The organism is Lacinutrix sp. (assembly GCF_023299985.1).
Taxonomy (GTDB): domain Bacteria; phylum Bacteroidota; class Bacteroidia; order Flavobacteriales; family Flavobacteriaceae; genus Lacinutrix.
In genome coordinates this window covers 1-14,933 of the sequence record NZ_JALZVX010000061.1, presented here as the reverse complement: position 1 = coordinate 14,933, position 14,933 = coordinate 1, and the positions used below count along the sequence as shown (strand labels likewise).

The window sequence follows — 14,933 nt, the reverse complement described above, 5'->3', positions numbered from 1 at the left end:
TTCAAATTTTTCTTTGTTATAGCTTTCAAAAAAGTAACCTCTTTCATCATTAAAAATACTAGGCTCAAGTATATAGCAACCTTGAAGATTTGTTTCTGTTGCTTGCATATTACTCTTGATTTACTAAACTAATTAAATGTGCGCCATAGCCACTTTTTAAAAGTGGTGTTGCTAGGTCTATTAACTGTTGTTTAGAAATAAATCCGCTGGAGTAAGCTGCTTCTTCAATAGCGCCTATTTTTAATCCTTGTCGTTCTTCTATAACTTGAACAAATTGAGAAGCTTGCATTAAAGAGTTAAAAGTGCCCGTATCTAACCAAGCTGTTCCTTTATCTAAAATTGACACTTGAAGATTTCCGTTTTCTAAATATACTTTATTTACATCCGTTATTTCTAATTCTCCTCGATGGCTAGGCTTTATGTTTTTTGCAATTTCAATAACATTATTATCGTAAAAATAAATACCAGGAACTGCGTAATTAGATTTTGGATGCTTTGGTTTTTCTTCTATAGATAATGCTTTTCCTTTTTTGTCAAAATTAACAACTCCATAACGTTCTGGATCTGTAACGTGGTATGCGTAAACAATACCTCCATCTGGATTATTATTAGCTTTTAAAAGCTCGGCTAGTCCTGTTCCGTAAAAAATATTATCGCCTAATATTAAGGCTACTTTGTCTTTACCAATAAATTTTTCTCCAATTATAAAGGCTTCCGCTAAACCATTAGGAGCTTCTTGTATTGCGTATTGAAACTTGCATCCTATTTGGCTTCCGTCTCCTAGTAGTTGTTTAAAAAGCGGTAAATGTTCTGGAGTGGATATAATTAAAATTTCGTTTATACCTGCTGTTATTAATGTAGATAACGGATAATAAATCATTGGCTTATCATAGATAGGCATCAATTGTTTGCTTAAAACCTTTGTTAAGGGATGTAAACGTGTACCTGATCCTCCAGCTAGTATAATTCCTTTCATTATTTATTATATTTTTCTAGATACCAATCTATGGTTTTTCTAATTCCAGATTCAAAATTTTCGTCTGCTTTCCAGCTCAGTTCCTTTTCTATTTTAGTTGCATCAATAGCGTATCTAAAGTCATGACCTGGTCTGTCTTTAACAAAAGTAATTTGTTCTTTATATGATTTTTTAGAAGGTTCTATAGCGTCTAAAATATCGCAAATTGTATTAACTATATACAAGTTGTCTCTTTCATTTCTTCCTCCAATATTGTACGTTTCACCAGCTTTACCTTTACTAAAAACTAACTCAATTCCTTTACAATGGTCTAATACATATAACCAATCGCGTATATTTTTACCGTCTCCATAAATGGGAATAGCTTCTCCAGAAATAGCCTTTCTTATTATTGTTGGAATTAGTTTTTCATCATGCTGTTTTGGTCCATAATTATTAGAACAATTAGTAGTTACTACATTCATTCCGTAGGTGTGAAAATAACTTCTCACTATAAAATCTGAAGAAGCCTTTGACGCACTATATGGACTGTTTGGGGCATAAGACGTTTGTTCTGTAAACAAACCAACCTCTCCTAATGTACCATAAACCTCATCTGTTGAAATATGATGAAATCTGGCGTTTTCGAAACCTTCTTTTATTTTATTAGGCCCTTCCATCCAATATTGCTTGGCAACATCTAACAGATTAAACGTTCCTGTAATATTAGTATCTATAAAAGCACCTGGGTTTTTTATAGAGTTATCTACATGAGATTCTGCAGCAAAATGAATAACAGCTTGAAAATTATGTTTTTTAAATAAACTTTCAATTAATGTTCTATTACAAATATCTCCCTCGACAAAAGAATAATTTTTCTGTTTAATTATTTCTGTTAGATTTGATAAATCACCAGCATATGTCAACTTGTCTAAGTTAATAATATGAGTTTCTGGATTCTCTTTTAAGTAATAAGGTATAAAGTTAGAACCTATAAAACCTGCTCCACCTGTTATTAGAATTGTTTTAACCTTCATAGTTGTTAGTGTAAATTACAATTCTCTTGACTAAATAAAATAAACACAGTATTAGAAATGCTAACATTGGAAAAATAATAGAATATCTTTCTAGTAAACTTGTTTTTTGACTCCCTACTGCTTGGAAACTAGAGATAACATCCACAAAAACATCTTCTGTAATACGTTTTTCATCAAGTTTACTTAATTGGTCTTGTAAAGCTAGTGATTTAGTTAATAGTTCAAACTCTTTAGTCTTTGCTTTTTCCTGCGTTAATGGTAATTCACCAACTTTAAATCCAGCAGTAGGGTTATCAGCATTATTTTGTAATACTTGCACATAAATGTCTTGTAACTTTTCTACCTGGTCTAAGCTTTTTTCTATTTTTTCTCTTTGTATCTTATATAACAAAGTATCTTTAACTTTTTTAGAGGTGGAGTATTCGTTTGTAAAAGCTGAATTAATACCGAATGTTAAATTTTTAAAAATATCTTTCTTATCCGATTTAGCAGTAATAAGAAAAATATTTCCATGGTAGATGCTTCTATTTTCTATAAAAATTTCATAGTCAGCTTGTAAACGTCCAATTGTATCTAACTTTTTAATAAAATCTTGATATTGTAATACACGATCATTCTCTGTTTCCGGTCCTGGTTCAATAGTAAATCCTTTAATGTTTTTTACATCAATTTTATATGTACTGTCTGAATTAAAAATTTTATTTAATTGTTCGTAATCTTTATTATCAATAAGTGCATTAAAAAACCCAATATTATTTACTAATTGATATTTGGAATCAAAATAAGGCTTGACTAGCATTCCAGATTGATAAAATTTTGGTCTTGTACTTTCTAAAGCATAACCAACGGCTGCAGCAATAACAATTACTCCTAAAATAATTTTCCAACCATCTATAAAAATTTTTATAGTATGAATAACTATTGAAAAAACAGCTTTAAAAATAGAATTAATAAAATTAAATAATTTGCTAAGAGTATCTCCAATAAGATTGAAAAATACTATTAAATCTACTTCTTGGTCCTTGTTTTTGTTTTTTGGTAATTCTTGACTCATAATCTGTTCTAAATGGTTAACTAAGTATTTGTTGTAATATCTTTCTGGTTATTAAATAGGTTGGTTTTACACCTGAAGTCCCTAATCCGCCAGAGGCTAAGGTACTTCCTGTTTCTAATGGATTATCACTTGCATAATAAGCATATCTTACTTTTACACCTGGATTAATACTTCCTCTTACTTTTGATGCTGCTTGTATTGCTTTTTGATAGTGTGCTCCTTCCATTTCAAGACCAATTACATTCCAAGTAGAATTATAAAAGAACTTTAAAATGTCTTTATTTTGAAGTGATGTTCCTAAAACAGTAATCATGCTACCTTCAAAAATTTCTACACCTTGATTATCTAAATCTTTTTTACTTAATTCGTTTTTAAACGGATAATTATCTGCTGTGCCTTCAAAAATATGTGCAGACGGTATCATAATATCTCCTTTACCTCCTTCTAAAATCCCTGCTTTTCCCATTATTGAGATAGACTCAATGTTTAAATGTGTTTTGTCTTTTCCTTCACCAAAAGGTTTTAAAAACTCATCAATAGTTTCGTAAGCTTGCTCACCAAAAGCATAATCCATTACAAAAAGCACTGGTTTTTCAATGTTTTTTTCTGATTTATCAAGCTCTAAATCTGTATGGCTTAAATCTAGCTTTGCAGTATCAAAAATTTGAATGTTTATATTAGTTCCAGAAGTGTCTTTGATATATATCATTCCTTGCTGTAACGCTTTTTGTGTTACTTTATTGCTCAAGCTTTCATTCTCAGAACTACTTAACGCTTCGTAAACCTCAAAAATATCTTTTTTATCAGCTAAGGTCTTTAGTGCTTGTGGTGCATATAAAACATTCATAACACTGTGTAGGTTTGCACTAATAACATGTATTGGCCTAGATAACAAACCTTCTTTTTTAAGTGTTTCTTTAATAGTATCTGCCCAACGTTCTCCATGGATATGGTGTCCTAAACGTTCGCGTAGCACTGGACTAAAAGTAATAGTCCGTTTATTATTATTTACAACCTCTTCTATTGCTAATTTTCCTAACCAATAGACAATTTCTAATAAACGTTCTGGGTGTTTTTTTGTTGCAAATACATTATAAACATCGCTTAATTCTTTAAATGTACGTCCTAAAATATTTGCTGTATGAGTAATCGCTATTTCACGCTCTTGTTTTGTAAGTTTCTTTTTATTTAAAACAGCAACCTTTAACTTTATCCAATCTCTAGTTGTAGTTCCTTTATCGTCAATAACAATACGTTTAAAAATTTTATGAGACTCTACAAACAAAAAAGTTAAATGCGTTAGAATATCATAGATCTCACTACGTCCTCGCGTGATTTCAATATTCATTTGTTCGTTATCTATACGGTAACAATTACGCCTTCTCTTAGGTGGAATTATAGCTTCAAAATGAGAATTCGCATAACCTTCATCACTTGTAAGATTAATAAAACGACACTCTTCTATACCTCTTGGAAGTCTATCTATAACATACAAAATACCTTCTAACTCTGCTTTTTCATCTGCAATAGAGCCATATATTTCTGGCCTTAATACTAAAAGTGCTTCTCGCAATGTCTCACCAGAAATTCCCATAGGTTTATAAAAACCACGATTAAATAAATGCCGCATCGTAATGTACATTCTTTCAATAGCATTCGAGCTTTCTTGCGCTCTAGTTCTCTCGTGTTTTTTAAATTTATTCATGTGGTTTCCTTAGCAGGCAAATATAGTATTATTTCGGTACTATTTCAGTATTTAAAGCATCTGCTATTTTACGATCGTTAGCTAAGCGTGGCAGTTTATTTTGTCCACCTAATTTCCCAATAGATTTCATATAATTTTGGAATCCGTTTTTTTGAATTATAGAAATTTTTAGTGGTTGTAAAACCTTACCAACAATTAAATCTAAATAATAACTGTTTTGTTGTTGTAAAGCGTTGTCTATTTTTTGCGCTAAAGCGGAAAGGTTTTCTGGTTTGTTTTCAAATTCTATAAACCATTCGTGATATGGTAAGCCTGATTCTGGGCTAATTTGTGGTGCTACTGTAAACTCATTAATTCTTACAGATGTATTCTCGATAGCTTCCTTAAGAGCTTGTTCCACTTCTTTACCTATTACATGTTCGCCAAAGGCAGAAATAAAATGTTTTATACGTCCAGAAACAATAACACGATATGGTTTTATGCTTGTAAATATTACAGTATCGCCAATATTATAAGCCCATAATCCTGCATTTGTTGAAACTATCATGACATAATTTTTGCCAATGGCAACATCTCTTATAGTAATTCGTTTTGGATTCTCATCAAAAAATTCTTCAGCTAAAATAAATTCGTAAAACATCCCAGAATCTAATTGAAGAAGCATTCCTTTTTCGTCTTGCTTGTCTTGAAACGCAAAAAAACCTTCACTTGCTGGATAAAACTCTATACTATCTACTTTTCGGCCTATTAAATTTTCAAATTTTGCTCTATAAGGTTCGTAATTAACACCTCCAAAAATGAATAAATTAAAATTCTTAAAAATATCTCCTACTTTTTTTCCTGTCTTTTTTTGAAGTTTTTCAAAATACATTTGAACCCAAGATGGAATACCAGAAATAATAGTCATGTTCTCTGGCAAGGTTTCTTCTACTACAGCATCTACTTTGGTTTCCCAGTCTTCTATACAATTAGTTTTCCAAGATGGTAACCTGTTTTTTTGAAGGTATTTAGGCACATAATGTGCTACAATTCCAGACAATCTCCCTAATTGTACACCGTTTAGTTCTTTTAAAATTGGACTGCCTTGAAGAAAAATCATTTTTCCATCTACAAATTTAGCGTTTCCTGTTTCGTGTATATAAAGTAAAATGGCGTTTCGTGCAGCGTTTACATGATTAGGCATGCTTTCTTTAGTTATTGGAATGTATTTTGCGCCAGATGTTGTACCAGATGTTTTTGCAAAATAAAGTGGTTTTCCTTTCCAAAGTATATTCTCTTCACCAGCAACCATCCTTTCGGTATACTGTTTTAGTGCTTCGTAGTCACGAATTGGAACGCGCTTAATAAAATCTTCGTGGTTATTTATACTTTTAAAGTTGTGATCTTTTCCAAAGACAGTTTGGGAAGCTTCAAAAATTAAATTTTGAAATACTTTCTCTTGAGTTTCAATAGGATTATTGGCCCATTTTTGAACTTTCTTGTAAATTTTTGCTGCAAATGGTTTAGCTAATATTGATTTTAATGACATACTATTTTTTAAAATCTATAAAGTTTGTTGGGTTTACAGAATAGCCATCACTCCATAACTCGAAATGTAAATGTGGTCCTGTAGATAAATCTCCTGTATTTCCTGAAGTTGCAATAACTTCTCCTGCTTTTACTAAATCGCCTTGTGTTTTGGTAAGTGTTGTATTGTGTTTATAGACAGAAAGTAAACCATGACTATGCTCAATTAGTATTACAAAGCCGGTTTCGGCAGTCCATTCAGCAAAAATTACTGTTCCGTCTGCAGTGGCTTTAATTGGTGTGTTTTTAGCAACTACAATATCTACTGCATAGTGTTTTTTTTCTGGATTATATTGCTCACTAATTTCGCCGTTTACAGGTGGGAATAACACAAAGTTGGTTTTTGATTTTGCAGTTTCGAAAAGGTTGTATTTGTCTTCTTTATCCACTTTTGCTCTTAAAATAGAATCGGCTTTACTTGCAGACAAATCTATTTCACCTGTCTCTTTATTTGCGGCTTCAATAATAGAATCTCTATTAAATTTCACAGTACTCACTTCTCCTTTTAACACTTTTCTTATAGAAGTGTAATATTGGTCGTTGTAGGTGATAATTTGCTGCAGTGAGTCGGTTTTAAAATTTAAAGCCACTGCTTGTTTTTTTAAAGCTGTAGAAGAATAACCAGGAATATATTCTCGTAATGGTGTAAAAGCGATAAGCAAAATAGTAAAACCAACTAATGCAATAGATGAAATACTAAATAGTACAAACACGTTTAAACGCGTAAGCTTAAAAGCTAGTTTTTCTTCAAAAGTATCTTCGTTTAAAATGATTAAACGATACTTATGAAATAACTTTTTTGATATTTTTTTTTTCATAATCTATGTAATAACAAATATAAACAAGGGTTTTCTGTAAAACATTTTAAAAAGCATTTTTTTATATTTTTTTATATTAAAAATAATTTATAAATCTGATTATCAATATTTTAAATCCACTTCCTAATACCTGATTTTATAAAAATAAGGACGCTTACCTTGTATTTCTTCTTTATTATCTGTTGCTTTGAATCAAATACTCAAGCACATGTTATATTTATTAATTAGAGTTTCATTCATAATAGCTCTTAATATAAAAGACATATTATTATTAACTTATTAATAGTCTAGAAATATATGAATGAAAATAATATTTTCCCAGAAGATATTTTACATAACACTGTAGAATATCATATTGCCAAGCATAGTAAAAAGACTAATCTTATTTTTTGGATTATATTTTTAGTATTATCGGGTACGTTTATAGCGCTTCCTTTTATTTATATTGATCTTTATACAACTAGTCCTGGCATAATTACATCACATGAAAGACCTGTATCTCTAAATGCTCCTGTGGGTGGAAGAATAACGTATTTTAATCTTGTTGAGAACCAATCGGTTACTAAAGGCGATACTTTACTTATTATAAATCAAAAAATTCTTGAAGAGCGAGATAAGCTTATAGATTCTCAAAAAGAGGATATTCAAAGCTTTATAGAGGATCTAAATTATTTAATTAAAGGAAGATATAATTCGGTTAAAACAAATCAATACAAAAAAGAATACATTCAATTTCAACAACAATTATTAAGCTTAAATGCCATAATTAATAATTCTCAAATAGAACACGATAGATCTTACGCACTATTTAATAAAGGTGTTATTGCAAAAGCAGAATATGACCAAGCTAAATTGGCTTTAGATAAATTGAAAAATGATAAAAATAATACTATCAAACAATCTCAATTAACTTGGCAAAAGCAACTTACAGATTACAACCGAGCGTTAGAAGATTTAGACTCAAATAAAAAACAACTTCAAGAGGAAAAAGAAATGTATGTTTTAACTGCCACTGTAGATGGTGAACTTATAAATGTACAAGGTTATAACGAAGGTAGTGTTTTAAGTCCTGGAAGCACATTGGCTAATATTTCTCCTAATAAAAGCTTAGAAATTGAATCTTATTTATCACCAGCAGACATTGGTTATATAAAAGAAGGAATTGCAGCAAAGTACCAAGTAAGCTCTTATAACTCTAACCAGTGGGGATTTGCAACAGGAGAAATTACTGAGGTTGGTAAAGATATTGTTCAAATGAACAACAGAAATATTTTTAGAGTGAGAAGCACATTAAATGAAAAGCATTTGTCTTTAACTAATGGAGCTAGAGGTGATTTAAAAAAAGGAATGTCTGTTACAAGTCGATTCTTTTTAATTAAAAGAAGTTTGTTTGATTTGCTATTTGATAGTATCGATGATTGGTTTAACCCTTATAATCCTAAAAATGAGTAAAATAGAAATAAAACAACATGATTTTAGTGACTGTGGCGCGGCTTGTTTAGCTTCTATTTCAGAGCATTACAAACTAAGCCTACCTATCTCAAGAATTAGACAATATGCGAGTACTAACCAAAAAGGCACAACCCTTTTAGGTTTAAGAGAAGCAGCAATAAAACTAGATTTTATAGCAAAAGGTGTTAAAGCGTCTATGGATAGTTTAGAGGAAATACCTTTACCAGCCATTGCACACGTAATGATTAAGCTTGAGGAGCATGAGTTCCCACATTACATGGTTATTTATAAAGTGACAAAGGACTATGTAAAGGTTATGGATCCTGCTACTGGAAAACTTGAAAAGAAAACTAGAGCAGAGTTTGAAAAAATCTTTACTGGCTATATGCTTATTCTTATTCCAGATGAGGATATTTTTAAAGAAAGAAACGAAAAATTCTCTAATTTTAAGCGAATGGCTTTTCTTTTAAACCCTCACAAGCATATCTTAATTCAAGCTTTAATTGGCTCTATTTTATATACCGTTCTTGGCTTTTCAGTATCTATTTATATTGAAAAAATAACTGATTTTGTTTTAGTTAGTGGCAACAAAAGCCTCCTAAATTTAATGAGTATAATTGTATTAGGTTGTACTATCCTGCAATATCTTTTTGGAGCCCTTAAAGATGTGTTTATGCTTAAAACAAGTCAACAAATAGATTCTAGACTAATTTTGGGTTACTATAAGCATTTGTTTACTATGCCTCAAAAATTCTTTGACACCATGCGAATTGGAGAGATTATGTCAAGAATTGGAGATGCTGTAAAAATCAGGTCACTTATTAATGATACTGCTTTAAGTATATTAGTGAATGTCTTTATTGTTATTTTTTCATTCATTTTTATGTTTACCTATAATGTAAAGTTAGCAGGTATTATTCTACTCATTATCCCTGTATATATAGTTATCTACTTCATTGTTAACAAGCTAAACAAAAAAGTTGAGCGTGAAGTTATGGAGAAAAATGCTTTACTAGAATCTCAATTAGTAGAATCAATTAAAAACATTGGAACTGTTAAGCGATTATCACTCGAAGAGTTTACTAAAAATAAAACTGAACTTAAATTTATAGACTTACTTAAAACCATTTATAAATCTGGTTTAAACAGTGTTTTTTCTAGCACTTCAACAGGTTTTGTTTCTAGAATATTTACAATTATTCTACTTTGGGCTGGAACCTATTTTGTAATAGATGGAGATATTACTCCTGGAGAATTATTTTCATTCTATTCTATTATAGGTTACTTTACAGGTCCTGCTTCTCAATTAATTGGCACAAATAAATCAATCCAAAATGCCTTGATTGCAGCTGATAGATTATTTGGTATTATGGATCTTGAAAGGGAAGCAAACGAAGCTAATATTGCTGTTTCAGAGCATTCATTTGGAGACATACAATTTGATCATGTTCGTTTCCATTACGAATTAGGAAGAGATATCTTTAAAGATATTAGCTTAACCATACCAAGAGGAAAATTTACGGCTTTAGTTGGAGAAAGCGGAAGCGGAAAAAGTACTATTGCCTCACTTATTCAAAATGTATATCAACCTTCAGAAGGAAAAATTCTTATTGGAGATTATGATTTAAAATATATTACAAAAGAGAGTATTAATGCCTTAGTAACAACAGTACCTCAAACCGTAGAGCTATTTGATGGTTCGATAATTTCTAACATTGCTATTGGAGAGTACAGTCCAGATATGGAAAAAATTATTAGGGTTTCTAAACAAGTTGGTGCTTATGAATTTATAGAATCGCTTCCAAATGGTTTTGAAACCTATTTAGGTGAGTTTGGTGCTAATCTTTCTGGAGGAGAAAGACAACGTATCGCTTTTGCTAGAGCACTATACAAAGAACCTGAAATTTTAATTTTAGACGAAGCAACCTCTGCTTTAGATTCTGAATCTGAACTCGTAATTAAAGACCTCATCGATGATTTACAAGCACAGGGAAAAACCATAATTATTATTGCCCACAAACTACAATCTATTGTTAAAGCAGATAAAATAATCGCCATGAAAAAAGGTGAAGTTATCGAAACTGGAACACATAAAGAACTATTAGCTAAAGATGGCTACTACAATAGAATGTGGAAAAATTTAAATGTATAATTAAAAAACCCGTCAATTATGAAAAATCATTCATTTGCAAACAAAGCGGTAGTTAGAACACCGTTAAGCGTTAAAAAAATTGATATTACTTGGGAAGAAATCCAAGAAATATTTAAAGTTCCTAAACATAGAGAAGCTTTATTTATTGGTTCACCTAATATTTATAAAGCACTAGAACTATGGGAAAAAGGTGAAGGGTTTCAAACAGAAGACGAACTTAAGAACCTAAGAGGTTCACTTTATAAATACACTTCAAGATTAGCAAACCGTTGTACACCATTTGGTTTGTGGGCTTCTGTAAGTACAGTTAATCTTGCTAAAGAAACTAGTATTGATGTTGCTAATGGAGAACTAAAACGTACTACAAAGTTTGATATGTATTTTTTAGGTGAGATACTTCCAGAAATAACTAAACATAAAGAAATTAGGGCCATTTTAAAATACTACCCTAACAACTCTATGTATAAAGTAATGGACAAGTATCGCTTTGTTGAGTACTATTTTAAAGATAAGGCTAGATGTCACAAAATTTCTGAAGTAGATATCAATGATTACTTAGAACAAACAATTAAAATCGCCCAAAAAGGTGCAACAATTAACGAATTAATTAAACCAATTACAGATGATAATATTAGTATTGAGGATGCTACAGCTTTTATTAACCAAGTTATAGATAGCCAGTTTTTTGTAAATGAATTAGAATTTACTTTAACTGGAGATGATTACTTAGAAAGTTTATTAGTTGTTTTAGCTGAAGAGCGTTTCAATTTTTATGAAGGTAACGTAGTAAAAAAATTACTAATATCTCTTAAAAGTAAAATAAGTGCTATTGATGAGTCTGTTTTCAATAGCCCAGAAAAATATAGAGAAATACATGAGCAAATTGAAAAAGAAATTCAAGAGGCTGATATCACAAAACTCTTTCAAGTTGATAGTTACAAAGATCTATCTTCCTCTACTTTAGGTTATGCTACGGTAAAAAAATTACGAAATGCTATTGTTGTATTAAATAAGCTTCAAAATAAGAGAAGTAATGCTACTTTAGATGACTTTAAAAAGAAATTTCAAGAACGCTACGAAGAGTATGAGCAACCATTAATTAATGTTTTAGATCCAGATATAGGTATTGGCTATAGTCGAGGCTCTGGTGCAAAAACACCTTTGGTTGACAAATTAGCAATAAGAGGAAGCCATGTTGCAAATACTAGGCAAATAAGCTGGAGCAAAAAATCAGAGTTTTTATTTAAAAAAGCCTTAAATGCGTTACAAAATGGTACTTCAGAAATTAGTTTAACCGATGAAGAAATTAATCAATTTAAAGAAAATGAAAATTTATATCCAGATAGTTTTTCAACATTTTTTAATATTTTTCATGAAAAAGGAGAAGAAAAATTACATTTAAAATCTGTTTGGGGACCATCAGCAAATGGTTTAATAGGACGTTTCGCTCATTTAGATGAGTCTATAGAAGACATGTGTAACGAAATTCATACTCATGAGAAACAATTATATCCAGGTAAAGTTCTTGCTGAAATTATTCACTTGCCTCAAGCAAGAACAGGTAATATACTTTACAGAAAATTTCAACGCGACTACGAAATTCCATATTTAGGAAATTCGTCTTTAGACAAAGAACATCAATTAGATGTTTCTGATTTATATGTTTCTGTTCGAAGAGATAAAGTAACCTTACGTTCAAAACGTTTAAATAAAGAGATTATTCCGCGTTTGGGTAATGCTCATAATTACAGTGCTAATGCTTTACCTATTTATCACTTTTTATGCGACTTACAAGATCAAGAACAAACTGGTTTAGGTTTTAGTTGGGGAACTTTACAAAACGAATTTAATTATTTACCAAGGGTAAGTTACAAAGGTGTTATACTTTCTCGTGCTACTTGGGCTCTAGATTACGATACTATAAAAGCTATTTTAGCTAACAAAGAAGCAAATGCTATTGAGTGTGTTAGAACTTTTCAAAAAGAAAGGAACATACCAAATGTTGTAGCCTTTACGCAAGGTGATAATGAGGTAGTTGTAAATTTTGAAAACGACCTAAGTTGTACTGTGTTCTATTTCATGCTGAAAGGTGAGCGCTTTATTCAACTTAAAGAATTCTTTTTTGAGGAAGATACTGTAACAGGAGCTTACTGTAATGAATTTGTGTTACCATCTTATAAAAATGTACCAAAAGCAAAAGAACTAACTGAAACACAACCATTAAAAATTCAAAAAGCAACTTTACAAAAAGCCTCTTACTCTACTGGAGACGAGTGGTTATACTATAAGTTCTATTGTGGAGAGCGTGTAGGTGAAAAATTATTAAACCAAGCCATTAAGCCAATAGTTGACGAACTAGAAGCTAATAACCTTATCCATAAATGGTTCTTTATTCGTTATGCAGATAAAGATGGTCACCATTTACGTTTTAGAATTCATTTAAATGACCAAATAAAATTCTCTGAGTGTGTATTAATTATCAAAAAACACATTCAACCGTTCGAAAACAACCTGTTAATTTGGAAAACACAAACAGATACATACTTAAGAGAATTACAACGTTATGGTTTTGAATCTATAGATGCTACTGAAGAATTGTATTACAATGACAGCGAAGCTACGGTTAAATTTGCTGACATGATTGAAGGTGATGCTGGAGAACGTGTGCGTTGGTTATTCTCTTTACTTTCTATGGATCATTTACTCAATGATTTTGGGTTTGATTTAAAACAAAAAATGCAGCTCTTAAATGTTGCTAAAACAAGTTTTGGGCGAGAGTTTAATAAAACAGGAGCACTAAACAAACAAGTGAATGAGTTGTATAGCGAAAATATGTCTAACATAGAAACCTTTTTAAACAAAAGCACTAAGGCAGATATGTATATTCCGTTGTGGGATATTTTAAAAGAACGTTCTATAAAAAACAAAACCATTATAGACGACTTAAAAACACTTGCAGAAAAAAATATTTTACCTGGAGGATTAGAAAACACTGTGTTAAGCTATTTACATATGGTTTGCAACCGCATTTTCTTAGCTAAACAACGTGTACATGAAATGGTGGTTTACGATATGCTATTTAAGTATTATAACAAACAACTACATACTCAAAAAAAAAGTAAAGCAACTGTAACAGTATAGATTAATAGTAACTTAAAGAGAGTCGCTATACTCTCTTTTTAACAAAAACATATAATAATGAGAGCACTAGGCGTATTAAGCCCATCTTTGGCTGCAAAATTAGACGATGAAGATAAATACATTTTAGAATTAGATTCTTTAAAAGTACCATTAGCATTAATCCATATCCCAGATACTGAGTTTGATGAAAATGGCGAAAACTATACGAATTTAGTTTTAGTGAAGAAAAAAGGATTCTCTTTAAATTACAGAGATTTAGGAATAATAGAAAGTGCTTGGTCTAAGTTAAAAGACACAAATCAAGATACTTATTACCCTATAGGCTCAGAGTTTTGTGGAGAAATACTTAAAATTGGCAAGAATGTAGATAATTTAAAAGTAGGCGATTATGTTATTGCTAATTGTTCTTATCCTAAAGCACCTTTTAATACTACTCCAGGGATACCAAGTAATCATGCTAGTAAAGAACTTGAAATTTACCATAAAGGTAAATTAATTAAAATACCTGACAATATTCCTGTTGAACAAGCCTCTGGGATAAGTATAGGTATTCAAACTTCAATGTCAATGCTAAGAAAAGCAGACATAGTAGAAGGAAATAAAGTGCTTGTAACTTCTATAACCTCGAATACTTCTTTAATTATCCTTAACTATTTAAGAGATAAAAAATGTGACGTTTATGGTTTATCTTATTCTGGAAAAGATACAGCTAAAGTAAAAGACTTATTCCCTTTTATTAAAGAAATATATAATTTCAAAGACAATAATTTACCTAAAGATTTGTTTTTTGATGCTGTTTTAGATCCTTTTTCAGACACTCACTTAGTAGCTTTACAACCAAATCTAAGTTTTGAAGCTCGATATGTAACTTGTGGTATGTTTAACCAATCTTCTGAAAAAATAAAAAGTAAAGAATCTTTTGTTAACTTTCCTTCATTTATAGGCATCTTAATAAGCAAAAATATTCAAATTAAAGCTAATTGTTTAGGTACCACTGAAGATCTAGAAAAAGGAATAAAAATTTTAAGTGAAGACGTAAATAATACTATTCCT

The 14,933-nt window shown here is 30.6% G+C and carries 11 protein-coding genes; 4 read left to right on the top strand and 7 right to left on the bottom strand.

What is annotated here, in order from left to right:
- The 7 genes from Q0C58_RS03200 to Q0C58_RS03170 all read right to left on the bottom strand — a co-directional run.
- Nucleotides 1-108 (bottom strand): dTDP-4-dehydrorhamnose 3,5-epimerase family protein (locus Q0C58_RS03200; RefSeq protein ID WP_290697445.1); only part of this gene is annotated, 108 nt, incomplete at its 3' end.
- A gap of 1 nt (nt 109) precedes the next feature.
- Complete coding sequence (rfbA, locus tag Q0C58_RS03195) at nt 110-976, bottom strand: glucose-1-phosphate thymidylyltransferase RfbA (RefSeq protein ID WP_290697442.1); 867 nt, start codon at nt 974-976, stop codon at nt 110-112.
- Nucleotides 976-1,992 carry a dTDP-glucose 4,6-dehydratase gene (rfbB, locus tag Q0C58_RS03190; RefSeq protein ID WP_290697439.1) on the bottom strand — a complete coding sequence of 339 codons (1,017 nt, stop codon included), beginning with the start codon at nt 1,990-1,992 and terminating at the stop codon, nt 976-978. Before rfbB ends, rfbA begins: the two co-directional genes overlap by 1 nt.
- Complete coding sequence (locus tag Q0C58_RS03185) at nt 1,982-3,046, bottom strand: hypothetical protein (protein WP_290697436.1); 1,065 nt, start codon at nt 3,044-3,046, stop codon at nt 1,982-1,984. The genes rfbB and Q0C58_RS03185 overlap by 11 nt, the downstream gene beginning before the upstream one ends.
- A gap of 16 nt (nt 3,047-3,062) precedes the next feature.
- The gene (locus tag Q0C58_RS03180) at nt 3,063-4,751 is read right to left on the bottom strand and encodes a hypothetical protein (protein ID WP_290697433.1); all 1,689 of its coding nucleotides are present in this window, start codon (nt 4,749-4,751) and stop codon (nt 3,063-3,065) included.
- A 28-nt stretch (nt 4,752-4,779) separates the two neighbouring features.
- Nucleotides 4,780-6,279: a GH3 auxin-responsive promoter family protein gene (locus tag Q0C58_RS03175; protein ID WP_290697430.1), complete on the bottom strand. Its 1,500-nt coding sequence runs from the start codon at nt 6,277-6,279 to the stop codon at nt 4,780-4,782.
- 1 nt (nt 6,280) lies between these two features.
- Nucleotides 6,281-7,135 carry a M23 family metallopeptidase gene (locus Q0C58_RS03170; RefSeq protein WP_290697427.1) on the bottom strand — a complete coding sequence of 285 codons (855 nt, stop codon included), beginning with the start codon at nt 7,133-7,135 and terminating at the stop codon, nt 6,281-6,283.
- Nucleotides 7,136-7,432: 297 nt separating this feature from the next.
- Between Q0C58_RS03170 and Q0C58_RS03165 the strand changes: the two genes are divergently transcribed.
- The 4 genes from Q0C58_RS03165 to Q0C58_RS03150 form a co-directional block, all read left to right on the top strand.
- Nucleotides 7,433-8,587 carry an HlyD family efflux transporter periplasmic adaptor subunit gene (locus tag Q0C58_RS03165; protein WP_290697424.1) on the top strand — a complete coding sequence of 385 codons (1,155 nt, stop codon included), beginning with the start codon at nt 7,433-7,435 and terminating at the stop codon, nt 8,585-8,587.
- The gene (locus tag Q0C58_RS03160; RefSeq protein WP_290697421.1) at nt 8,580-10,739 is read left to right on the top strand and encodes a peptidase domain-containing ABC transporter; all 2,160 of its coding nucleotides are present in this window, start codon (nt 8,580-8,582) and stop codon (nt 10,737-10,739) included. The genes Q0C58_RS03165 and Q0C58_RS03160 overlap by 8 nt, the downstream gene beginning before the upstream one ends.
- Before the next feature lie 18 nt (nt 10,740-10,757).
- On the top strand, nt 10,758-13,880 hold the full coding sequence (locus Q0C58_RS03155) for a lantibiotic dehydratase (protein WP_290697418.1): 3,123 nt from the start codon (nt 10,758-10,760) through the stop codon (nt 13,878-13,880).
- A 57-nt stretch (nt 13,881-13,937) separates the two neighbouring features.
- Nucleotides 13,938-14,933, top strand: a 996-nt coding sequence (locus Q0C58_RS03150) for an alcohol dehydrogenase catalytic domain-containing protein (protein ID WP_290697415.1), incomplete at its 3' end; no start/stop codon positions are given.